This is a genomic window from Alteromonas aquimaris (assembly GCF_026183695.1).
GTDB lineage: Bacteria > Pseudomonadota > Gammaproteobacteria > Enterobacterales > Alteromonadaceae > Alteromonas > Alteromonas aquimaris.
Map to the genome: position 1 here is coordinate 409,913 of NZ_JAPFRD010000011.1, position 25,272 is coordinate 435,184.

Here is a 25,272-nt window from a genome sequence, read left to right on the forward strand (position 1 = left end):
AGATAGCAGGTTGGGTCAAAAATCAGCAGGCTGAGGAACCCATGGTTTACTCTTATAGCGAAAAGAAACGTATCCGTAAGGATTTTGGCAAACGCCCACAGGTATTGGAAATTCCATACCTCCTTTCAATTCAGCTAGACTCATTTAAAAAATTTATTGAAGTCGATGTCGACGGGCAATACGGTTTGGAAGCAGCTTTCCGTTCAGTATTTCCTATTAAAAGCTACTCAGGCAACTCCGAATTACAGTTCGTAAGCTACCGCCTGGGTGAACCTGTGTTTGACGTAAAAGAATGTCAAATACGAGGTGTAACTTATTCAGCTCCATTAAGAGTAAAACTACGGTTAGTATTATTTGATAAAGAAGCCGCACCCGGTACTGTAAAAGATATTAAAGAACAAGAAGTGTACATGGGTGAAATTCCGTTAATGACGGAAAATGGTACTTTTGTTATCAATGGTACTGAGCGTGTCATCGTTTCTCAGTTACACCGTTCACCCGGTGTGTTCTATGATCACGATAAAGGTAAAACACACTCTTCTGGTAAAGTGTTATATAACGCTCGTGTTATCCCGTATCGTGGTTCATGGTTAGATTTTGAGTTCGATCCAAAGGATAATCTGTTTGTCCGAATAGACCGTCGTCGTAAACTTCCAGCCACTATTATTTTACGTGCGCTTGAAATGACCACCGAAGAAATCTTAGAGACATTCTTCGACAAGGTACAAGTACGCATCGATGAAGACCGTCTGATGATGGAAATTGTGCCTGATCGTCTACGCGGTGAAACTGCACAATTCGATATCCTTGATGCAGAAGGTAATGTACTGGTTGAAACGGGCCGTCGAATTTCAGCTCGCCATACACGTGCGCTTGAAAAAGCCAATATCAGTGAGCTTGAAGTTCCAGCTGAGTATTTGGTAGGCCGCGTTTATGCTGGCACTTTTGTGGATGAAGAAACCGGTGAAGTCATCGTCAATGCGAATGACGAAGTCACACTGGAAACCATGGCTGAGCTTAGTAAAGCAGGTATTAAAGAGTTCGAAACGCTTTACATTAATGAACTGGATCATGGTTCATATATCTCTGATACGCTTCGTATCGATAGTTCAACTAACCGCCTTGAAGCATTAGTCGAGATTTATCGTATGATGCGTCCTGGTGAGCCACCAACAAAAGACGCAGCAGAAACCTTGTTCGACAATCTGTTCTTCGCTGAAGAGCGTTACGATTTGTCGTCTGTAGGTCGTATGAAGTTCAACCGCCGTTTAGGACGTGAAGAACTAACTGGTTCTGGCACTCTGGATAAAGAAGATATTATTGCGGTCATGAAGCAACTCATCATGATCCGTGACGGTAAAGATGAAGTGGACGACATTGACCACTTAGGTAACCGTCGTATCCGTTCTGTTGGTGAAATGGCGGAAAACCAGTTCCGTGTAGGTCTGGTACGTGTTGAGCGAGCAGTTAAAGAGCGCCTGAGCTTAGGTGATCTTGATAACATCATGCCGCAAGATTTGATCAATGCTAAGCCTATCTCTGCAGCTGTTAAAGAATTCTTTGGTTCTTCACAGTTGTCACAGTTCATGGATCAGAACAACCCGCTTTCAGAAGTCACGCACAAGCGCCGTATTTCTGCATTAGGCCCGGGTGGTTTGACTCGTGAGCGTGCTGGTTTCGAAGTTCGAGACGTACACCCGACGCATTATGGTCGTTTATGTCCAATCGAAACTCCTGAAGGTCCAAACATCGGTCTAATCAACTCATTGGCAAGCTTCGCGCGTACCAATGACTTTGGTTTCCTTGAAACGCCTTTCCGTCGCATCGTTGATGGTGTTGTAGGTGATGAAATCGATTATTTATCGGCGATTGAAGAAGGTCAGTACCCCATTGCTCAGGCTAACATTGCGTTAACTGAAAATGGCGAACTGGTAGATGACCTGATCCCTTGTCGTCACCGCGGTGAAACAACCTTGATGCCTAAAGAAGACATCAAGTATATGGACGTTTCGCCTCAACAGATCGTGTCAATTGCTGCATCGATCATTCCGTTCCTTGAACACGACGATGCTAACCGTGCCTTGATGGGCTCGAACATGCAACGTCAGGCTGTTCCTACCCTACGTGCTGACAAGCCGTTAGTTGGAACGGGTATGGAGAAGACGGTTGCTGTCGATTCTGGGGTAACAGTGGTGGCTAAACGTGGCGGCGTAGTAGATTACGTTGATGCCAGCCGCATAGTCATTAAGGTTGATGAAGATGAAATGCTTCCAGGTGAAGCAGGTATTGATATCTACAACCTGACAAAATATACACGCTCAAACCAGAACACCTGTATTAACCAAAGACCAACCTGTAATGTAGGGGAGCCTATTGTTGCTGGTGACGTGTTAGCTGATGGTCCATCAACCGACCTAGGCGAATTAGCGCTTGGTCAGAACATGCGCATCGCATTCATGCCATGGAACGGTTATAACTTCGAGGATTCGATCCTTATTTCTGAGCGCGTAGCGCAAGAAGACCGATTCACGACTATTCACATTCAGGAACTAAGCTGTATCGCTCGTGATACCAAGCTTGGGCCAGAGGAAATCAGCTCCGACATCCCTAATGTGGGTGAAGCTGCTCTAGGTAAGCTGGATGAGTCAGGCGTTGTTTATATCGGTGCCGAAGTGAAAGGCGGAGACATTCTGGTAGGTAAAGTGACGCCAAAAGGTGAAACACAGCTTACTCCAGAAGAAAAATTGTTACGTGCCATCTTTGGTGAAAAAGCCTCTGATGTTAAAGATACGTCACTGCGCGTGCCTAATTCTGTACACGGTACCGTGATTGATGTTCAGGTCTTTACCCGCGATGGTGTTGAAAAAGATAAGCGTGCTTTAGAAATTGAAGATATGCAATTACGTCAGGTTAAGAAAGATTTGTCTGACGAATTCAACATTCTTGCTGATGGTATCTTCTCTCGTGCGCGCAACTTGCTAATTAAAGCCGGTGTCGATGAGGCCAAGCTTGATAGCATGCCACGTGAAAAATGGTTTGATATCACGCTTAAAGATGAAGACATGCAAAATGATCTTGATCAAAGTGCAGAACAGCACGGCGAAATCAAAGCCGATTTTGACAAAAAGTTTGAAGCCAAGCGTCGTAAAATCACCCAGGGTGATGACTTAGCACCAGGCGTGTTGAAAATCGTGAAAGTGTACCTTGCAGTTAAACGACACATTCAACCTGGTGACAAGATGGCGGGTCGTCACGGTAACAAAGGTGTTATTTCTACCATCGTTCCCGTTGAAGACATGCCTTATGACGAGAACGGCACGCCGGTAGATATCGTGCTAAACCCGTTGGGTGTACCTTCGCGGATGAACATCGGTCAGATCCTTGAGACACACTTGGGTATGGCTGCACATGGAATCGGTGTAAAAATCGATAACATGATCAAAGAACAACGCGAGATTGCACATCTAAGAGACTTCTTGAAAGAAGTGTATACCTTAGGTGAGAACCATCAGGAAGTAGACATTGACTCGTTCAGTGATGACGAAGTTAAACGTCTTGCTGAGAACTTGCGGAAAGGATTACCTGTTGCGACGCCAGTGTTTGACGGTGCGCGTGAAGAGGAAATCAAGGCAATGTTGAAACTGGCTGATCTACCTGAAAGTGGTCAAATCAGCATGTTTGATGGTCGTACCGGCCGTGCATTTGAGCGTCCTGTAACGGTAGGTTACATGTATATGCTCAAACTTAACCACCTTGTTGATGACAAGATGCATGCGCGTTCTACAGGCTCTTACAGCCTAGTTACGCAACAGCCTCTGGGTGGTAAAGCACAATTCGGTGGTCAGCGCTTCGGTGAGATGGAAGTGTGGGCACTGGAAGCGTACGGTGCTGCTTATACTCTGCAAGAAATGTTAACAGTGAAGTCGGATGACGTTAACGGTCGTACTAAGATGTATAAGAACATCGTAGATGGCGACCACAGAATGGAGCCAGGCATGCCTGAATCCTTTAACGTATTGCTTAAAGAGATCCGTTCATTGGGTATCAACATTGAGCTTGAAGAGAATTAGGCTAGTAAACGCCTCGTAATTGACGTAACTGACCCGGCCTGGTGCCGGGTTATAGAGACTGACTCCGCTGGGAGAGTAATGTGAAAGACTTATTAAAGTTTCTAAAGCAACAAAATAAGACTGAAGAATTCGATAATATTCGAATTGGTTTAGCTTCACCGGACATGATTCGTTCATGGTCTTATGGTGAAGTGAAAAAACCTGAAACGATTAACTACCGTACGTTCAAACCAGAGCGTGATGGTTTATTCTGTGCGCGTATTTTCGGCCCGGTAAAAGACTACGAATGTCTGTGTGGAAAATATAAGCGTCTTAAGCACCGTGGTGTTATTTGTGAAAAGTGTGGCGTTGAAGTTACACTGACGAAAGTGCGTCGTGAGCGCATGGGTCACATCGAACTTGCCAGCCCGGTTGCTCATATATGGTTCCTTAAATCACTCCCGTCGCGCATCGGTTTGATGTTAGATATGACGCTACGTGATATCGAACGCGTATTATATTTCGAATCATACGTGGTGACAGAACCAGGTATGACCACGCTTGAGCGCAGCCAACTGTTGACAGAAGAAGAATATCTGGATGCACTAGAAGAAAACGGCGATGAGTTCGAAGCTAAAATGGGTGCTGAAGCGGTATTTGATCTGCTGACTCACCTCGACGTTGATGCAGACGTTGCCGCGATGCGTGAAGAATTGCCTAGTATCAACTCCGAAACTAAGCGCAAGAAGATTACCAAGCGTCTTAAATTGCTAGAATCTTTCCAGCAATCAGGTAACAAACCTGAATGGATGATTATGACGGTGCTGCCAGTTTTGCCACCAGATCTACGTCCATTAGTTCCACTGGATGGTGGCCGCTTCGCAACCTCAGATTTGAACGACTTATACCGTCGTGTTATCAACCGGAATAACCGTCTGAAGCGTCTTCTTGATCTTGCTGCACCAGATATCATTGTACGCAACGAAAAGCGTATGCTTCAGGAAGCGGTTGACGCATTGCTAGATAACGGTCGTCGTGGCCGTGCTATTACTGGTTCTAACAAGCGTCCTTTAAAATCACTTGCTGATATGATCAAAGGTAAGCAGGGGCGTTTCCGTCAGAACCTGCTAGGTAAGCGTGTTGACTATTCTGGTCGTTCTGTAATTACCGTTGGTCCAACGCTGCGTTTGCACCAGTGTGGTTTACCTAAGAAAATGGCACTTGAGCTATTCAAGCCGTTTATCTACGGTAAATTAGAGGGCCGTGGTCTAGCGACGACGATTAAAGCCGCTAAGAAATTAGTGGAACGTGAAGCACCCGAGGTATGGGACGTTCTTGATGACGTAATCCGCGAACATCCGGTGTTGCTAAACCGTGCACCTACTCTTCACCGCTTGGGTATTCAAGCGTTTGAACCCACCCTGATTGAGGGTAAAGCCATTCAATTGCACCCGTTGGTGTGTGCGGCGTATAACGCTGACTTCGACGGTGACCAAATGGCGGTTCACGTACCATTGACCATCGAAGCTCAGCTTGAAGCGCGTGCGTTGATGATGTCAACCAACAACATTCTGTCGCCAGCGAACGGTGAGCCAATCATCGTACCTTCACAGGACGTTGTATTGGGACTTTATTATCTAACGCGGGATAAAGTGAATGGTTTGGGTGAAGGCATGGTATTTACCAGCCCTAACGAAGCTGAAAAAGCTTACCGCACCGGTAATGCTGAACTGCATTCTCGGGTTAAAGTGCGTATCACTGAATATGACGTAGCCGAAGATGGTACTAAGACTGAGAAAGTTACACTGACGGATACTACTGTTGGTCGTGCGATATTCTCACTTATCCTGCCTAAAGGTTTGCCATTTGAAATTATTAACCAGGCGATGGGTAAGAAGCAGATTTCTCGTCTACTTAATGCCTGTTACCGAACGTTGGGTCTGAAAGATACCGTTATCGCAGCTGACCAGGTCATGTATACCGGTTTCCATTACGCAATGGTCGCGGGTGCATCGGTGGGTATTGATGATATGGTTATCCCAGCGGCGAAGAAAGAAATTATCGATGCTGCAGAAGCTGAAGTCATCGAAATTCAGGAACAGTTCCAGAACGGTCTTGTAACAGCCGGTGAGCGTTACAATAAAGTTATCGATATCTGGTCAAACGCTAACGAAAAAGTCGCCAAGGCGATGATGGACAACCTTAAAACTGACATCGTCATTAATAAAGACGGTGAGGAAGAAGAGCAGCAGTCGTTTAACTCTGTTTACATGATGGCTGACTCCGGTGCTCGTGGTAGTGCCGCACAGATTCGTCAGTTAGCAGGTATGCGTGGTCTGATGGCTAAGCCAGATGGCTCAATCATCGAAACGCCTATTACGGCTAACTTCCGTGAAGGTTTGAACGTTCTACAGTACTTCATCTCAACGCACGGTGCGCGAAAAGGTTTGGCCGATACAGCATTGAAGACGGCAAACTCAGGTTACCTGACGCGTCGTTTGGTTGACGTTGCGCAGGATTTGGTTATCACCAATGAAGATTGTGGCACCTTTGAAGGTGTTCAGATGTCTCCGTTGATTGAAGGTGGGGACGTTGTAGAACCGCTACGCGAGCGTGTGCTAGGTCGTACGGTTGCTGAAGATGTGTTGAAGCCGGGCTCTGACGAAGTGTTAGTCGAGCGTAACGTAATGCTTGATGAAGCATTAGTAGATATGCTTGAAGCCAATTCTATCGACCAGGTAATGGTGCGCTCAGTAATTACCTGTGACAATGACTTTGGTGTATGTGCAAACTGTTACGGCCGTGACCTAGCCCGTGGCCACATGGTTGGTCAAGGTGAAGCAGTGGGTGTAATTGCTGCGCAGTCAATCGGTGAACCAGGTACACAGCTTACCATGCGTACCTTCCACATCGGTGGTGCCGCTTCAAGAGCGTCTGCTGAAAACAGTGTTCAGGTTAAAACCTCTGGTAGCTTGAAACTGCACAATGCGAAGTATGTACGTAACACTGACGACAAGGTAGTGATCGTTTCTCGTTCAACTGAGTTAACGATGATCGATGATCAGGGTCGTGAGAAAGAGCGTTATAAAGTACCTTACGGCGCAATCTTAAGTGTTGATGATGGCGCATCCGTGGAAGCGGGCGATATCGTTGCTAACTGGGATCCGCACAGCCACCCAATCATCACCGAACGCAAAGCGAAAATCAGCTTTGCTGATATTGATGATTCAAACACTGAAATGCAGCAAGATGAATTGACAGGTTTAACCCGTATTGTGGTTAAAGACCTGGCTAAAGTGAACGCGAAAGAGCCTAAACTTATTCTTGAAAGCGATGAGTTTGGCTTGCAGGAAATTCGTCTGCCAAGCTTTACTACGATCGAAGCATCTGACGGTAAATTGGCGAATGAAGGTGACGTGTTAGCACGTATACCTCAGGAAAGCTCGAAGACTCGCGACATCACGGGTGGTCTACCACGTGTTGCTGACTTGTTCGAAGCTCGTAAGCCAAAAGAGCCTGCAATCCTGGCTGAGATTTCAGGTACCATCGGTTTTGGTAAAGAAACCAAAGGTAAGAAACGCTTGGTGATCACTCCTAAAGACGGTGATCCATACGAAGAAATGATCCCTAAATGGCGTCAGCTCAACGTATTCGAAGGTGAAAACGTGGAAAAAGGTGAAGTTATCGCCGATGGACCAGAGTCACCACATGACATCTTGCGTTTGCGTGGTATCAGTGCGGTATCAAACTATATCGTGAACGAAGTTCAGGAAGTTTACCGTTTACAGGGTGTTAAGATAAACGATAAGCATATCGAGGTGGTTATCCGCCAGATGTTGCGTAAGTGTATTATTACCCATCCTGGCGATACACAGTTCCTAGAAGGCGAACAGGTTGAAGTGTCGAATGTAAAAGTGGCTAACCGTGAAATCGAGAAGCAAGGTAAGATCCCAGCATCTTATGAAACACAGCTTCTGGGTATTACTAAAGCATCACTTTCAACCGAATCGTTTATCTCAGCGGCGTCGTTCCAGGAAACTACACGCGTATTAACGGAAGCAGCGGTACAAGGTAAAGAAGACGACTTACGTGGTCTGAAAGAAAACGTAATTGTTGGACGCCTAATCCCTGCTGGTACTGGTTTTGCCTATCACCAGCGCCGTGCGCAAAGACGTATACAGGAAATCGAAGAAATGTCTGTCTCTGCTGCTGACGCAGAACAGGCGCTGACTGAAGCATTGAATGCGGAAGTGAGCGAGCAGTCTTCTAACGAAGAGTAAACGTTAAGTTTTGCCGGGTATCAAAGCCCGGCAAGCTAAGCGTTGACTGGCAATCTGTACAGGATTTAATTTGCATATCTTGTGTACAGCTTGACAGCTGCGACTTTGATCTTTAATATTCCGCGACCCGAAATTTGGTTAACCTTGCTGTTAACCTTTCGGAAAGCGGAATTTTTGTTTTCAGAGTCGTTATTCATACTGACGAGCACAGTATGAAAACGGAAGTAAAAAACCGAAAATGAATGACCCGAACATGTGTATCGGGTTTTTGTAGTTATTAATCAGGAGCTAGTTAATGGCAACAGTTAACCAGTTAGTGCGTAAGCCACGTAGAAAGCCGGTTGCGAAAAGCAACGTAGCGGCACTACAAGCTTGCCCACAAAGACGTGGTGTATGTACACGTGTATATACCACTACGCCTAAGAAACCAAACTCAGCGCTACGTAAAGTATGTCGTGTGCGTTTAACTAACGGTTATGAAGTTTCTTCATACATCGGTGGTGAAGGCCACAACCTGCAGGAGCACAGCGTTGTACTAATTCGTGGTGGTCGTGTTAAAGACTTACCAGGTGTTCGTTACCACACTGTTCGCGGTACATTAGACTGCGCAGGTGTAAACGATCGTAAACAAGCCCGTTCTAAGTACGGCGCGAAAAAGCCTAAATCGTAACGGTTCTCCGTTAGTAAGGCCAAACTGAAATTTAAGAGTTTTGGGTTATCCCTGAATTCCACGGAGAATTAAGATGCCAAGAAGAAGAGTCGTAGGTCAACGTAAAATCCTACCAGAGCCAAAATTTGGTTCACAGCTGCTTGCTAAATTCATGAATGTCGTAATGCTCGACGGCAAAAAATCTGTCGCTGAAAAAATCGTTTACGGTGCGCTTGAAATTGTTGCTGAAAAAACCGGCAAGGCACATTTAGATGTATTCGAAGAAGCACTAGACAACATCCGTCCTACGGTAGAGGTTAAATCTCGTCGTGTAGGTGGTTCTACTTATCAGGTACCAGTAGAAGTTCGTCCAGTTCGTCGTAATGCACTAGGTATGCGTTGGATGGTAGATGCGGCACGTAAACGTGGCGAAAAGTCTATGGCACAGCGCCTGGCTGCAGAAATGTTAGACGCAGCAGAAAATAAAGGTTCAGCGGTTAAGAAGCGTGAAGACGTGCACCGTATGGCCGAAGCGAACAAAGCGTTCGCACATTACCGTTGGTAAGAAAATAACTGAGAGAGTCGTATGCCTCGTAAGACCCCAATTGAGCGGTATCGTAATATTGGAATTGTTGCTCACGTTGACGCGGGTAAAACCACGACAACGGAGCGAGTTCTGTTTTATACAGGACTTTCACACAAAATAGGTGAAGTTCATGATGGTGCTGCCACTATGGACTGGATGGAGCAGGAACAAGAACGCGGGATTACTATCACTTCCGCAGCAACAACCTGCTTCTGGTCGGGAATGCAACAGCAGTTCCACCAGCACCGTATCAATATTATTGATACTCCCGGACACGTTGATTTTACTATCGAAGTAGAGCGTTCTTTGCGCGTATTAGATGGTGCGGTTGTGGTGTTCTGTGGGTCTTCCGGGGTTGAACCTCAATCAGAAACTGTCTGGCGACAGGCAGATAAATATCATGTGCCGCGCATGGTTTTCGTCAATAAGATGGACCGTGCCGGTGCAGATTTTGAACGCGTAATCGGACAAATCCGTAAGCGTTTGGGTGCGACTTGTGTACCCATCCAACTGAACATTGGATCTGAAGAAGAATTCCGTGGCGTCATCGACCTGGTGAAGATGAAAGCCATTAACTGGAATATGGAAGACATGGGTATGACTTTTACCTATGAAGATATTCCGGCAGAGTTACAAGATAAAGCGAACAAGTATCGCAGTGAACTTGTTGAAGCGGCAGCAGAAGCGTCCGATGACTTAATGAATAAATATCTGGAAGGAGAAGAGCTTTCAGAGGATGAAATTCGTGAAGGTCTGCGCGAACGCACGCTTAAAAATGAAATTGTGCTTGCTACGTGCGGCAGTGCCTTTAAGAATAAAGGTGTACAGGCTGTATTAGACGCGGTTATTGAATATTTGCCGTCTCCTACCGATGTTAAATCCATTACCGGTATCCTCGATGATGGTAAGGAGACTGAAGCTGAGCGTCATTCAGACGATAACGAGCCATTCTCAGCGTTAGCATTCAAGATCGCCACTGACCCGTTTGTGGGTACGCTTACGTTTTTCCGCTGTTACTCGGGTGTAGTGAACACCGGTGATACGGTTTACAACCCTGTTAAGGGTAAGCGTGAGCGCTTCGGTCGTATTGTACAAATGCACGCCAATGATCGGGCTGAATTAAAAGAAGTTCGGGCCGGTGATATTGCTGCGGCTATCGGGTTAAAAGACGTTACTACCGGTGATACTTTATGTGATCCAAATCACGTGATAACACTGGAACGTATGGAATTTCCGGATCCGGTCATTTCAATTGCCGTTGAGCCAAAATCACAGGCTGACCAGGAAAAAATGGGGATGGCACTAAGTAAGTTAGCTGCTGAAGATCCCTCTTTCCGCGTAAAAACTGACGATGAGACAGGCCAGACAATCATCTCCGGAATGGGTGAGCTTCACCTGGATATCATTGTTGATCGCATGAAGCGGGAATTTAAGGTTGAGTGTAATGTGGGTAAGCCCCAAGTGGCTTATCGCGAAACCATTCGCAAGAAAGTCGAAGTCGAAGGGAAATTTATCCGTCAATCTGGCGGACGTGGCCAGTTCGGTCACGTATGGCTTCGTATAGAGCCTCAGGAAGAAGGTAAAGGCTACGAATTTGTCAATGCAATCGTTGGTGGTGTGGTTCCTAAGGAATTCATTCCAGCGGTGGACAAAGGTGTTCAGGAGCAGCTGCAGAATGGTGTTGTCGCAGGGTATCCGGTACTGGATGTAAAGGTTACTTTGTTCGATGGCTCTTACCATGATGTTGACTCTTCTGAAATGGCGTTTAAGATCGCCGGTTCGATGGGATTCAAAAAAGGCGCCGCTGAAGCTAATCCGGTGTTGCTTGAACCCATGATGAAAGTTGAAGTAACCACTCCAGAAGACTGGATGGGTGATGTTGTTGGTGACTTAAACCGTCGTCGCGGCATGATCGAAGGTATGGAAGAAGGTGTTGCAGGCATTAAAATTGTTCGCGCTAAAGTGCCACTTTCGGAAATGTTTGGGTATGCAACTGACTTGCGTTCAGCAACGCAGGGCAGAGCATCGTACTCTATGGAGTTCTTCAATTATTCAGAGGCGCCAAATAATGTGGCGCAAGCTATTATTGAAGCTAGAATGTAAATCTAAATGAAGGTTCGGTCCGGTCTATGTTGGGTCGGGCTTTTAACTTAGGAAACGAGAAAAATGGCAAAAGAAAAGTTTGAACGTACGAAACCCCATGTAAACGTGGGAACAATCGGCCACGTTGACCACGGTAAAACCACTCTGACTGCAGCGATCACTACTGTATTGGCAAAGACTTACGGTGGTTCAGCTCAGGCTTTTGATCAAATCGATAACGCGCCTGAAGAAAAGGCTCGTGGTATCACCATCTCTACTTCACACGTAGAATATGACACGCCAAGCCGTCACTACGCGCACGTAGACTGTCCTGGACACGCTGACTATGTTAAAAACATGATCACTGGTGCGGCACAGATGGACGGAGCAATCCTGGTAGTAGCTGCGACTGATGGCCCAATGCCACAGACTCGTGAGCACATCCTTCTAGGTCGTCAGGTAGGTGTACCTTACATCATCGTATTCATGAACAAGTGTGACATGGTAGATGATGAAGAATTGCTAGAATTGGTAGAAATGGAAGTTCGTGAACTTCTTAACGAATACGAATTCCCAGGTGATGACCTGCCAGTAATCAAAGGTTCAGCACTTAAAGCCCTTGAAGGCGACGAAGAGTGGGAAAAGAAAATTGTTGAGTTAGGTGAAGCACTTGATTCATACATCCCAGAACCAGAGCGTGCCATCGACAAGCCGTTCATTCTTCCAATCGAAGACGTATTCTCAATCTCTGGTCGTGGTACTGTTGTAACAGGCCGTGTAGAGCAAGGTATCGTTAAAGTTGGTGAAGAAGTAGAAATCGTTGGTATCAAAGATACTACTAAGACGACTTGTACTGGTGTTGAAATGTTCCGTAAGCTGCTTGACGAAGGTCGTGCAGGTGAGAACGTTGGTGTACTACTACGTGGTACTAAGCGTGATGACGTTGAGCGTGGTCAAGTACTGGCTAAGCCTGGTTCAATCACTCCTCACACTAAGTTCGAAGCTGAAGTTTACGTACTAAGCAAAGACGAAGGTGGCCGTCATACGCCATTCTTTAAAGGCTACCGTCCTCAGTTCTACTTCCGTACAACTGACGTAACGGGCGCGGTACAGCTTCCAGAAGGCGTTGAAATGGTAATGCCTGGCGACAACCTTAAGTTTGAAGTTGAACTGATTGCACCAATCGCGATGGACGAAGGTCTACGCTTCGCAATCCGTGAAGGTGGTCGTACTGTAGGTGCTGGTGTTGTTTCTAAGATTATTGAATAATCTTATCTGACATCGAGTCATCTGAGAAAAAGGTCGCGCAAGCGGCCTTTTTTGGTTTAATGCAATACCGTTAGACAAGACTAGAATTATCAGAAGTAATTTTGATTTTTTGCCTGCTGTTTAGGTGAACTTAAAGATCGAAATCTGCGAATTAGCGTTTATGGCTTCAGTGGCACCTTCATAATGCACTGGGAGCGTGTTCCATCCATTACCGCATCAAAACAAATGAGTTTTGTCTCCCGGTCCCATCTAGGGTGAAAGTCACACCTTTTCTCGTCACGAAAGAAAAACGGGATCCGTAATTTTAATAAGTCTTCGCAGATGTTATGTTTCAAATCATAAAGTTTAAGGAACTGGTCCCTGCAACGATCGGGATAAGTATCCGTGATTATCCATCTGCCATCTTTTGATGCATGAGGGTGGCCATCTGATGATAGTTTTTTCGTCGTTATCTTCTCAAATGTATCATTTTGGTCTGTGAATAAGTAATACCCAGAGCCGCCGTGAATGGTACTGGCGTAAGCGATGATATGATCTTCTGACGTCCAGGATATATGTGAAACCATGCCATCAGTGGGAAAAAGAAAGATATTTTCACCATTTGTATCAAGCGAAAACATTCTATTTTTTACCAGACCAGTTGGGGTAACCCATTGATGAAAAAAAACTATCCTTTTATCTGAAGGCGAAAATAGACAGTGGGAAAAAAAATGATATGAATCGAAGAAATCTTTTTCAGGTTGAAAAGATACTGCTTGTCTCAAAGACAAGAGCATGGTTGATTCTTCACTCTTCATATCAATAAGATAAAGTCCTTCATTTGATGGTATTTTTTCCTGTGCGCTTTTTCCCTGAGAAAATTCATATCCATACCCTGCTAACCCTCTCCCCAGGCGGTCGAAGCTGAACGACAGCGCACTCTTACCGTCGTTAGAAACAATGTAAATAGGGAATTTGTACGTATGTAAATCTTCTCCTTCAATATTTTTTACTTTACTCACGACACTATTGTTCGCGTGGTCGTTGAATAGAAATTGGTGACTACGGCCAATCCACTGTAGTCTGGAACCTTGTTGGAAATTCCAGCATCTGCTCATTCCAACTCGTCTGTAATTATTGAGTGTCTGTCCACACAGTAGGCCAATCTCAACTGGTGTAGATAGGCTTTGTTTCTGTTGAACTAGTTTATGGGTAAGTATGTATTTGTTATCAAAAGACCAGGGTGAAATATCATGAAAGCCAAAAAAATGATTTTTCGCTATCTCAATATCATAGGCGAAGTGATCGCTGGAGGGAAAATTAGAAAGTACAAGCTGGTATATGTTTCTAATTACGCGCTTTAAAGCTGGTATTTTGGATAGTTTTTCGTGAACGAGCTTCTCTATTATGTTCATGATTTTCCCTTATCATCTCGATTAAACGCTTGTGTTCGCCGTTATGGATAAACATATCTTGAGGGAGAGCTGCCAGGTTTCTCTTCCAGGTTTTCAAATTTTGATGAGATATATCTTCAATTTTTTTCATTGAGGCAGGATCTGAAATATCGATGGTTAACCCTATATCAAGATTTTTCACCACCTTTCCTTCCGATGTAAGGTCCTGAGATATGATAGGTTTGTTAAAATAGCCCGCATTATAAAACCTGCATGAGCGTGACCATGCATAGCTTGCTTTTCCGTGGAATCCCGCTGCCCAGACCACATCAACACTACTGTACACTTCTTCTAGCTGCTCGGGATCCAAAAAAGGACCTAAGTATTGTATATTGCTGTGTTTACTAAGCCTCTCGTCGAAATTGTCAATTCCACTAGGTGCGCCATGAATCTTCAATTTAATTTTGTGTGGGTTTTTCTCGCAAAGTTGAAGAAGATACTGCCAAGCTTTTTCGCATCTGATAGATCCGAAATAACCGATTGTCAAATGCTGTTCGACGTTTGTTGTGTTGTCGAAGTTGGTTATATTTTGTCGTGCGGGAGCGTGGCTGAGTTTGTTTTCAATGACTATAAAGTTCTCTGTTTTTAACCTGAGAATGTTTTCGTAGTACTGACAGATGTAATCTTGTGACGTGACCACCACACAGTCGCTTATATTTACGATGATTTTTTCAATTTTTCGAACTATACCAGAGATAAGTCCTTTGTTAGTTTGTGTTGGTCTTATGTCCTGAACTTCATAAACTAACGTTTTGGTCGGGGAAAAAAGGGTTGATATAACAGCCAGCATTGCCATATCTAATCCAAAGCAGTACACGGTATCGTAGTTTCCAACTATCTCTGCGGTCTTTCGTATCGCCTTTAGAATCAGAAAAAGCCTTTTCCAATAGTTTCCATTCTGTATTTTTCCAAGTGATACAGTAGAAATTTGGACGTCTTTCGTTGGGTATTCGAAGTTTCGTTCGAAGCCTAAAACTAAAGAACTCATGGTGTCGTCGCTGAGCGCGTTAATTCTCTTGTTGAAAGCCGGATAGTTAATTGATGAAGTTAAAAATAAAATGCGGGGGTGCTCTCTCATCTCTATCTTCCTTGTTGAATGTGACACGTAACAGAACCCTCAAAGTTAATTGATACCCAGATATCCGGCTAATCCTTTTAAATAAGAATAGGCTATTACAGGATAAGTACCAAAAGTCCTGAAAAAGATTTTATTTGGGTAAAATTGAATAGGAAAACGTAATGAGGAACGCTTAGGTGCTAAACGAATTGCTAAATAATTAATATCACGAAACCCCTAACAGGCCAATACACCTCATTTCCGCATTAAGGACTCTGGAGAAGACTGCCTTAAAAAATACACGGCCGAATGTATGTAATTAAAACTATCAATAGTGTTATTGATTATTCCAACACTTAGGATCAGTAAACCCTCTATCCGAAAGCTACTTGGCCATGTGATCGAAAAATCCATCAGCATACCTGGGGCTACTACTAGTATCTTGTATCATGAAATAGTCCGTGTCCCAGACGCTCGCTTCTTGGTCAGAAGTCAATACAGCCGCTCACCAGTAAAATTTGCAATAAAACAATAAGACGTGAAAAACAGGATTTGATAAGCAGGTTTTTAATCATCCTTAACATCAATGCCAAGTTATTGTTATTTCGATAATACATGCCATTGACTAGTATCACTAATAGTAATGTGTCAGAGCACTTATTAAATTTAGGTTTTTTAGCTTTCACCTCGCGCTTTGCTCATAATATCCTGCTCTATTTTGGCCGAAATAGTCGGCTATGTGTCCTTTCGGCCGGCCTGTGATCAAAGTATAGTAGTCTCATTGAGGAGGAGAACACTGTGGCAAAGCAAATAGGTATTTTCATTTACCCTGGCTTCCAGCCGATGGATGTGACCTGTGCATACGATTGTTTTACTGAAGCCAGTTCACGGGCCAAAAGTGCAGATAAACCACCGCCGTACCAAGTGTCGTTAATCAGTGAGTCGATGGCACCAGTGACCTCGGCGAACGGGATCACCCTGCTTCCTCACCAGACCCTTGACACTGTTGAACGCTTGCATGTGTTGATACTTCCTGGCGGCGAAGGCAGTCGGGAGCTGATCAAGCAGGTAAACGTAACCGACGCATTAACTACAGTGGCGAAGCGGTCAGACAAGGTTGCGTCTATTTGCACCGGTGCATTTATTCTGGCTGCATTGGGCTTAGCTGAACATCGACAAATCGCTACCCACTGGCGCTTTGCGCGACAGCTACAGCAGTCTTTTCCTAATTGCGTAGTCAACGAAAAAGCGCTGTATGTTGCGCAAGGTAACATTTTCTCCTCTGGGGGGTTAAGTGCGGGACTAGATCTGACCTTGCACTTAATTGAACAAGATTTAGGTGCCCGCGAAGCAACCAATATAGCGCGCGAAATGGTGATGTACATGCGTCGCTCGGGCAATCAATCGCAGTATTCTGAACCACTTAGTTTACAAGTTAACACTTCAGGAAGGTTGGAAAACCTGAGTGAGCTGCTGATTAAACACCTTCACAAGAATATCAAGGTCGCAGATATGGCGGAGCTGGTCAATATGAGTGAGCGTCACTTTAGACGTGAATTAATGAATCAGACAGCGATGAGTCCTAAACAAATGCTGGAAAAAATTCGCCTTGAATACGCGCAGGATTTGCTTGTTACGTCTCAAAAGCAGGTAGAACAGGTAGCTGCAAGTTGCGGTTTCAATAGCGCAGATGTGTTTTGTCGAAGATTTAGACATCATTTTGGGGTACCCCCTTCAGACTACCGCTTACGATTTGGAAAAAGTGACCTTCAATAAAATAAGGATGAATACCAGTGAAAAAAGCTCTATTTATGTTGTGTGCAGTCATACTTTTATTCTCACAAACACTAATAACTAAAGCGGAAGAGCAACCCTCGGTGGGTATTCTACTATTCGATGGGGTACAAATTATAGATTTTACGGGGCCATGGGAGGTGTTTGGACACGCGAAGTATAGTGTAAAGACTGTATCATCCGATGGGCAGCAAATTACTACTACCATGGGGATGAAAGTTACTCCTGATTACAGTTATCGCGACGCGCCACAATTCGATATTCTGCTGGTTCCTGGTGGACACGTACACAATGTTCAATCTGCACGTCACATAAAATGGATAGGTCAACATGCCAAGCAAACTGACTTCACTCTTTCGGTATGTACTGGCGCTTTACTTTTAGCCGACGCGGGACTGTTGAAGAACAAAGAAGCGACAACTTTTTTTAGTGCACTCGATATGCTTGAAGATAATTACGACGGTATCATCGTTAGGTCAGATGTACGGTATACCCATAGTGACAATATAGTCACCTCAGCAGGGTTGTCTTCGGGGATTGACGCTTCCTTATATGTAGTAAGTCAACAATCAGGTTTGCAGAAGGCCAGAGAAATAGCCATGCACATGGAATACGACTGGGATCCTGACACAGGTTTTATACGAGGATTGATGGCAGATAAGTATTTGCCAGACTTACATATCGATTTTGCTGATGACACAAAATTCAACGCTGAGCGTGTGCACCACTATGGAAACGAAGACCAGTGGCAACAACACCATAAAATTGATACTGATGCAAAAATAGAGACTGTATTATCCCAGATACAAGAGCAAGTAGGTAAACAAGGCTGGCAATATCAAAAACAAACGGACGTATGGCATAAAGTCGCTAATGAGACGCCGCTTGAATATCAGTACTTCGTCACGGATATCGATCCTCACCATAAAACATTCACCTTTCAACAGAAAATCAATGTGTTGTGACTGCCTCGACGGGGGGTAATGTTTGCCCCGCCGTTCCTTCAAGATTGATTATTTGCATGATTTTTTCAAAATGTGACTGCCATCCAGTTAGACATTCCGCCCATACTTGTTCCGTCAACTGACACTGCTCAGCACCTTTTCTCTGTACGGCAAAAATGCGTTCACGTGGAATACCTGCTTTAGAATAAGCTTCAAAATCAGTGTAAGTATCTCCATAAGCAGCGACTAGCTTCCATCCTTTGCTGATGTATTCCTGTAATATCTGAGACTTAAATTTTGCGGGATTAAAGTGCTCAGTATGAGTGCGCGGGACGTGAATTGTGCCTGCTGGAAAATTATTTTCTTCAAGCCAGCCTGGAATGGGAAATTGAAAGAATAAGTTCCTCGCGCTTAAATAGATAATGGTATAGCCGTGTTCTGCGAACATATTAACGGCTCGAGACGCATGTTCTCGCGCGGTGTTGATTGCAATGGGTTTTGGTGTCAGCGTACCGTCTATATCAAAAATGATTGCTTGGTTGCTAGCTTCAGGGGCTACTGGTATTGGCTGCTCAGATAATGTAGTACATCCCGCTATTATAATTAAATTGATGATGATAGTTAACGCTCGCAAAATCCGCCTTCCTTTCCTGCCGTGTATCTGCTTGTGATAGGTAATCTAAACAAAATAACTAACGCAACTGTATTTGTTAACTCACCCATGTAAAATAACCCGAAATGCCAATGCTTCCAAAACTATAACTAACTAGTTTTTCGCTAAATTCACTTACGCGATAAAAAGAATGGCTAAATTTTTTTGCTGACGGAACAAAACAATGTTGTTGCTGCTGATTTACGTGCTGATTGCACTTGGTTTTTCTTTTCTTTGCTCCATCGCGGAAGCGGTTATATTAAGCGTATCGTCTGCTTACGTCTCAGTCATGGAAGCCGAAGGGAAGACCAGCGGTAAGCTGTTACGTAAACTTACTGACAATATCAATAATCCACTTTCTGCTATTCTCACGCTCAACACTATTGCCCATACAATGGGGGCTGCGGGGGCGGGTGCCCAAGCAGCCGTCGTATTTGGTGATGCTTACCTGGGCTTGATTTCAGCCATACTCACTTTTCTGATATTAGTTTTTTCAGAAATTATCCCAAAAACTCTGGGAGCCACCTACTGGCGCGCATTGGCTCCCGCTACCGCTTACTTTTTGAAATACCTAACTATTATCCTCCATCCCTTTGTTGTGATGTCACGATGGATGACGAAAAGTTTCAAGGAGGACAGTCCACTAAGAGGCTTGAGTAGAAATGAAATGCAAGCCATGGCCGAGGTATCCAGTCAGGAAGGCCAGTTGGCGAATCATGAGGCGGCTTTCCTGCAAAGTTTACTTACCTTGCATGAATTTACCGTCAGGGATGCGATGACTCACCGCACGCAGATGTTTTCGGTCAACGAGTCTATGCTGGTTTCAGAATTCTTTCACAAACACAGTGATATCGAATATTCCCGTATTCCGGTTTACGCTGACAATGACAACGAAGATATCACGGGTTATGTTATGCGAACCGATTTGCTCTTAGCAAAGGCAAGAGGAAACGAGGAGAAGCCTTTATCCACCTATCTGAAAAAGATGGTAACGGTGCTTAACACTATGCCGCTTTCTTCTACTTTTGATCACTTCTTGCAGAAACGTCGTCATATGTTGTTGGTAGTAGACGAATATGGCGGGCTGGAGGGGATCATTACGCTTGAAGACTTATTAGAAAGATTATTGGGTGTAGATATTCTGGATGAAAAAGACAATGCGGTAAGTATGCGTCGCTATGCCAGGATGCTGGCTAAACGCAAAGAATCGATGATGTTGAAAAATGTGCCAGACCACTCATTCAGCCAGGAAAAGTAATCATCGCTCTGGAAAGGAAAGGGTAACCACTACCCCTGAGTGATCGGCCAAGTTGGCGATGTGTAAATGGCCATTATGGAACATGGCGATAGTGTTGGCGATGTACAAGCCTAAACCAAGATGGGGATCTGCTGACGTATCCTGATGAGTGTTTTCAGCCCGGATCGATACCATCGACTGCAATAATTCTTCCTGCATATCACTGGGTAAAAGAGGCCCAGGATTAATAACCTGGATGTACAGAGACCGGGCGCTGCGAAAAATTTGAAAGGTAATGGTATCCTCAGGCTGGCTGAATTCCACGGCATTACTCACGATTTTATCCAACATCTGCACGAAAAGTTCTGGCGCGCCTGTGATCATGCCTTCATTAGCCTGGCTTGAAAGGACGAATTTGCGCGTACTGTATGCATGTTGATAACCCTCAACACAGGCCTTTATTAGTTTTATTAGATCCACTCGCTCAAATTCTTCATGGGTAATTGCCTGCTCAAGCCGAGTTGCTTCACTCATACGGTTTAATATGGTGCTTAAGCGGGTGATACCGTCCTGGGCACGTTCAATAAATCCTTCATTTTCTTTATGCAAATTGAATTGTTTCAAGTTATCCAAAGAGGATTTTACAATGGCGATGGGGGTACGTAACTCATGCGACAGTCTTGATGCCATATTTTCCAAGTAGGAATTATAATGTTGCAAACGTTCAATGACGGTAGCGAAAGTGCGGTTAAGATCACCTATTTCGTCATGTTGGGAGGCTACAGGTAACTGACCCACAATCTTTCCGTTGTGATCAATTACGCTTTCAGTCTGATCGCGTAATTTTCGAATTCTCGATGAAATGCGATTAGCGAATAAGAATAATCCCAGGGTACCCAATAACATTACCGCAATAATCACGTGAAAAAGCTGTTCCAAAGCCCTATTGCGCAGGGTACGAATGCCATGGGTGGTCTGTTCGACGATGACCGCACCTCTTACTTCACCATCGATAAATATGGGGTGGGAGGCAGACAAAATAACCGCCTGGTTGTCTGGGGTTAGACGCCAAAGCGATTCGGCACGTCCAGCCAACGCGGTTTTTACACCTTCAGTTTCTAATTCGTAAGCATTTTCAAGTTCATCGATAAAGTTATCTGGTGGTCGAGTGAGAATGTGGTAGTACACGGGCAAAATCCAGTTTTGCTCCACCCAGTTCATCCATTCCCATTCAAACTGCTGACGCGGTTTAACGCGTACCCCTGTGGCTGCTTGAATATTTCCAGCTTTCGCTAACACCCTTTGATGACGATCAACCACCCACACGCGGGAATCGGCATATCTCAACCCGGCCAGAATTTGTTCAATTTCTGGCGAAGAAGAAATGACGGTGCCAAGGTCCTCAAATTGGTTCGGATCGGCGGTACCTATTGCATATTGTTTTTCGCGAGTATCGGCATCATCAACGTCCACTAGTGCGAAAGCCAGCGAACCGGAGAATAATGCCAAGGGAAAACGCAACTCTATGTTGTATCCATCGCGCGTAGGCTTCCAATGCCCCTGAATTTCCAATGCGTTATCTGTCGGCGTTACCTGCGTCACGTCTTCATCCAAGCGATAAGCATTGATCCAGCCCTCATTGTATGGGGAGATAATATAGCGAATGAGCTCTCCATCATTTGATAACAGACTTATTAGTAAGTGGTCACTTCTATCCACCTTCAAGCTATCTTTTCTTCGCCACAGTAATTTATCATCAGCCACCATAAACATCGCATAGAGATATTGTTCGTATTTCCCCACCATATGGGTAAAGCGGAGCGTGGTAGCAGAAGCGTTAGCCGAATACTGATGAACCACTTTTTCCCTCCCATAGCGCTGGGCTAAATGGCCAACGTTTTGCCAGTCTTCAAACTTACCATCCAGGCGAATAGGGGTTTCCAGTTGGGGAGCATACAAATCCGTGCCCTGACGGATATTTTTTAAATAAGAGGAGCGACTCTCAAAAAGCGCCTTACGCTCGTGCAGTGCTGTGGCTACCGCGCGAGCAGTACCAAGCATTGTTTGCTCCTGCCCGTTGCGAAGATATTCTTCCACTTCCCAGACATATTGATACCCGAGCCATGGGATGGTGAACAAAAACAGCGATAAGACAACCAGCTGATAACGAATCGAAAACCTAAAGCGCATTAATTAACTCTGCCAGCGATAGCCCATGCCGTAGACTGTTTCAATATGATCAAAATCAGGATCTAATTGAACGAATTTTTTGCGCATGCGTTTGATGTGTGACGTAATGGTAGAGTCATCCACTACCATCTGCGACTCGTCCATTAATTGCTGACGACTTTTAACATGTCCGGGTCGCTTAATTATCGCGTGCAACATCCAAAATTCAGTTACTGTCAGAGCCACAGAGTGGTCCTGCCAACTTACTGTCATGCGACTCACATCCACCAGAAGATCATTTAAGCGTATCTGTTCACTTTGCTGACTGGGAGAGGAGAGTAAATCTATTCGCCGAAAAAGCGCAGCTATGCGCGCCAGTAAATGGGCCATACTGATATCTTTAGTCAGGTAATCATCTGCTCCCATACGTAAACCGCTTATCGTGTCGACGTCGTTATCCCGCGCAGTGAAGAAGATAATTGGCAGAGTCTGAGAGAGTTGTCGCAATTGCTGACAAAGTAAAAACCCTCCCTCCATTTCATCTACCAAGCCTATATCTATAATTGCTAAGTCAGGTAATTGTTCCGCGAACGCTTTTGAGGCCGAGGGACGGTCGCTATAGGCATTTACGGCGTATCCTTGCGCACGTAAAGCGACAATATAGTTTTCTCTGATGGCTTTATCATCCTCTACCAGCGCAATGGTTCGTGGCATTTCTTTGGTTCTCACTTATACGTTGATGCGCTCACTATACGCAACTTTTACTCCTAGTGAAAAAGTGGGCGATAAAATCCTTTTGTTTGACATTTTATTGCCACAATTCACCCCCGAAACATTATGAGCAAACGGGCAAATTGAGGGTTACTCCCCTATTAAGTAGAGCGGGTTGTTCGCAGAATAGCCTAGCTGAAATGCTATCGGCCAGGAAAGGTTCACAGGTTTTTTCTACCGACATTTCAAACCAATCGTAGCGGTTCCTCGCATAACGTCGAACCCTTTCCCAGTATAGACAGGGTAGAAGTAATGTCAGGCTTGGTTTGGCGTTTAGGGTTGCCTTTCGTGGAGCCAGTATAAATTATCTTGTTAAATTTATACCTCGCGAATTCGAGCTAAATCAGTTTCGCCCCAATTCATCTTTATCTTTCCATTTTTTAATTCATATTTTGACAGAACATTTTTATTTAATCAGTGCTCCCGAAACACTTTTTATCAATGAGAGCACGACATATGAAATTTTCAATTAAACAAACCCTTATCGCTTTATCAATTTCTGCACTATTTTTACCTACATCTGTTATGGCCGATAGCGCCGAGGATCACGCGCAAGATAAGTCCGTCGCTATCGGATTGGGCGCAGGGGCAGTAGTCGGTGCTATTGTCGCAGGGCCAGTAGGCGCAGGTGTTGCGGCCATTATTGGTGCAATGCTTGGAAACGAAAGTATTCAAAAAGAAAATTTAAAGAAAAAAGAAACGGAGTTAGCCACTTCGAAAAAAACTTTGAACCAGCTGAAGGCGACAAATTATGCGCTCACAGAGCAGGTGCGGGCGGCGGAAATAGCGATGGCGCCTGCGATTGAGACCGCTGCTCTCGCTTTAGAGCAGGCCGTTCAATTTAAAACAGGCTCATATAGTATAGAGCCGGGCTATGGTGAACAGCTGAAATTAATCGCTTCCGCACTTACACGGAATCAAAAATTACACGTTAGGATTACCGGACATGCTGATAGTCGTGGCGACGAAGACTACAACGAAGCACTGTCCATGCAACGGGCCTTGTCAGTAAAGCAATTTTTGACGCAGGCAGGCGTTAACGAGGATCAAATCATCACTGAATCTGTAGGTGAAAAATTTGCCGCTACAGCGACCATTGAAGAAGCATTTTTTGACCGCAAAGTCGTAATGGAAATTTCAGATGAACCTGAAAAGTTAACCGCCAGTCGCTGAGTTTGATCTTATAGCTATCAACCACGGGGGCAACTTGTTCCCCGTCAGGACCTCCTCTCCACTATCTCGGTTTCTTTTGTCATCACCGCTCCTCCTCGTCATCACCGCTCATCCTCGTCATCACCGCTCATCCTCGTCATCACCGCTCCCTCCGTCATCACCGCTCCCTCCGTCATCACCGCGCAGGCGGTGATCTAGTGAGTCAGCAGCAACAGCCAAAGAGACCCCGTCCTGCGACGGGGTGACGGTTGTTTGCGATCCCTCGGCCACCACCGCTCCCCCCGTCATCACCGCGCAGGCGGTGATCCAGTGAGTCAGCAACGGTCAAAGAGACCCCGTCCTACGACGGGGTGACGGTTGTTTGCGATCCCTTGGCAACCACCGCTCCCCCCGTCATCACCGCGCAGGCGGTGATCTAGTGAGGCAGCAGCCACAGTCATAGAGACCCCGTCCTGCGACGAGTTGACAGTAGTTTGGGAATGGCTGACGCCCTATTTGGTGTGTTTACCGCCGGTCCAGCCGCCTTTCTTAAGTATTTTGTCGCCCAGCGCTTTGGGAGGTTCCTCTAAATCAGTAGCCATAGAGTCGTTCCAGCGATTTAAGAAGCCATACAAGCTGACCGCGGCCAAAATTTCTACGATCTGATCCTCATCCCAATGCTGCTTCATACGCACCATCAAAGCGTCATCTACCTGATTAGGCACACTGCCGGCGGCAAGCGCATAATCTAATGCTACGCGTTCTGCCTCAGAATACAGTGGGCTGGTTTGATAGTCCCATACTGCGGCAATTTTTTCGTCGCTCACTCCATGCAGACCAGCTGCGATTAATGAATGGGCTTCACAATACTGACATCCCGCGGCTCTGCTGGCAAAATGTGCCAGAACACGTTTAAAGCCTCTGTCTACTGTACCGTCCGCTGCCATCACAGCTTTAGTCAGTTCGGCAAACCCTTTTACAATCTGAGGTCGCCGCTGCATGGTGAGCAGTGAATTAGGCACAAACCCTAAAATATCGATAAATATCGCAAAGTCCTCTTTTAATTCAGGAGTGGTGTCTGCGGGTAAAGGTGATAAGTGCGCCATTATGTGTCTCGCTTTGGTTTAGATTTAAGTTCAGGGCAAAAT

General features: G+C 45.1%; 16 protein-coding genes. 10 read left to right on the forward strand and 6 right to left on the reverse strand.

Annotated features, from left to right (window positions below):
• The first annotated feature begins 41 nt into the window (after positions 1-41).
• From rpoB to tuf, 6 genes are all read left to right on the forward strand, one after another.
• Positions 42-4,070 (forward strand): DNA-directed RNA polymerase subunit beta, encoded by a 4,029-nt coding sequence (gene rpoB / locus OPS25_RS11995; RefSeq protein ID WP_265618423.1) that lies wholly within the window; start codon positions 42-44, stop codon positions 4,068-4,070.
• 80 nt (positions 4,071-4,150) lie between these two features.
• Entirely contained in the window at positions 4,151-8,329 is a 4,179-nt protein-coding gene (gene rpoC, locus OPS25_RS12000; protein ID WP_265617965.1) for a DNA-directed RNA polymerase subunit beta', read from the forward strand.
• Between the two features lie 295 nt (positions 8,330-8,624).
• Positions 8,625-8,999, forward strand: coding sequence for a 30S ribosomal protein S12 (gene rpsL, locus OPS25_RS12005; protein ID WP_265607900.1), 375 nt, complete (start codon positions 8,625-8,627; stop codon positions 8,997-8,999).
• Positions 9,000-9,072: 73 nt separating this feature from the next.
• Positions 9,073-9,543, forward strand: coding sequence for a 30S ribosomal protein S7 (gene rpsG / locus OPS25_RS12010; RefSeq protein ID WP_265617966.1), 471 nt, complete (start codon positions 9,073-9,075; stop codon positions 9,541-9,543).
• Positions 9,544-9,564: 21 nt separating this feature from the next.
• Positions 9,565-11,667, forward strand: coding sequence for an elongation factor G (gene fusA, locus OPS25_RS12015; RefSeq protein WP_265617967.1), 2,103 nt, complete (start codon positions 9,565-9,567; stop codon positions 11,665-11,667).
• Between the two features lie 63 nt (positions 11,668-11,730).
• A complete protein-coding gene (tuf, locus tag OPS25_RS12020; RefSeq protein WP_265617968.1) occupies positions 11,731-12,915 on the forward strand; it encodes an elongation factor Tu in 1,185 nt (394 codons plus the stop codon).
• 158 nt (positions 12,916-13,073) lie between these two features.
• Here tuf and OPS25_RS12025 read toward each other — a convergent pair whose 3' ends face one another.
• Both OPS25_RS12025 and OPS25_RS12030 read right to left on the reverse strand, forming a co-directional pair.
• On the reverse strand, positions 13,074-14,309 hold the full coding sequence (locus tag OPS25_RS12025) for a hypothetical protein (RefSeq protein ID WP_265617969.1): 1,236 nt from the start codon (positions 14,307-14,309) through the stop codon (positions 13,074-13,076).
• Positions 14,242-15,426 (reverse strand): glycosyltransferase family protein, encoded by a 1,185-nt coding sequence (locus OPS25_RS12030; RefSeq protein ID WP_265617970.1) that lies wholly within the window; start codon positions 15,424-15,426, stop codon positions 14,242-14,244. The genes OPS25_RS12025 and OPS25_RS12030 overlap by 68 nt, the downstream gene beginning before the upstream one ends.
• Positions 15,427-16,203: 777 nt before the next feature.
• Here OPS25_RS12030 and OPS25_RS15945 point away from each other — a divergent pair.
• Positions 16,204-17,181, forward strand: coding sequence for a GlxA family transcriptional regulator (locus OPS25_RS15945; RefSeq protein ID WP_265617971.1), 978 nt, complete (start codon positions 16,204-16,206; stop codon positions 17,179-17,181).
• Between the two features lie 17 nt (positions 17,182-17,198).
• The gene (locus OPS25_RS12040; protein WP_265617973.1) at positions 17,199-18,164 is read left to right on the forward strand and encodes a DJ-1/PfpI family protein; all 966 of its coding nucleotides are present in this window, start codon (positions 17,199-17,201) and stop codon (positions 18,162-18,164) included.
• Here the strand turns inward: OPS25_RS12040 and OPS25_RS12045 are convergent.
• A complete protein-coding gene (locus OPS25_RS12045) occupies positions 18,151-18,777 on the reverse strand; it encodes an LNS2 domain-containing protein (RefSeq protein WP_265617975.1) in 627 nt (208 codons plus the stop codon). The genes OPS25_RS12040 and OPS25_RS12045 overlap by 14 nt on opposite strands.
• Positions 18,778-18,979: 202 nt before the next feature.
• Here OPS25_RS12045 and OPS25_RS12050 point away from each other — a divergent pair, with 202 nt between their 5' ends.
• Entirely contained in the window at positions 18,980-20,053 is a 1,074-nt protein-coding gene (locus OPS25_RS12050; RefSeq protein ID WP_265617976.1) for a CNNM domain-containing protein, read from the forward strand.
• On the opposite strand, the gene pdsS is transcribed toward OPS25_RS12050, so the two are convergent.
• Positions 20,054-22,222 (reverse strand): proteobacterial dedicated sortase system histidine kinase, encoded by a 2,169-nt coding sequence (pdsS, locus tag OPS25_RS12055; RefSeq protein WP_265617977.1) that lies wholly within the window; start codon positions 22,220-22,222, stop codon positions 20,054-20,056.
• Between the two features lie 3 nt (positions 22,223-22,225).
• Complete coding sequence (pdsR, locus tag OPS25_RS12060) at positions 22,226-22,915, reverse strand: proteobacterial dedicated sortase system response regulator (RefSeq protein ID WP_265617978.1); 690 nt, start codon at positions 22,913-22,915, stop codon at positions 22,226-22,228.
• A gap of 513 nt (positions 22,916-23,428) precedes the next feature.
• Between pdsR and pdsO the strand changes: the two genes are divergently transcribed.
• Positions 23,429-24,145, forward strand: a complete 717-nt coding sequence (gene pdsO / locus OPS25_RS12065) for a sortase-associated OmpA-like protein PdsO (protein ID WP_265617979.1) — start codon at positions 23,429-23,431, stop codon at positions 24,143-24,145.
• Between the two features lie 491 nt (positions 24,146-24,636).
• Here pdsO and OPS25_RS12070 read toward each other — a convergent pair whose 3' ends face one another.
• A complete protein-coding gene (locus OPS25_RS12070; protein WP_265617981.1) occupies positions 24,637-25,230 on the reverse strand; it encodes a carboxymuconolactone decarboxylase family protein in 594 nt (197 codons plus the stop codon).
• Between the last annotated feature and the right edge of the window lie 42 nt (positions 25,231-25,272).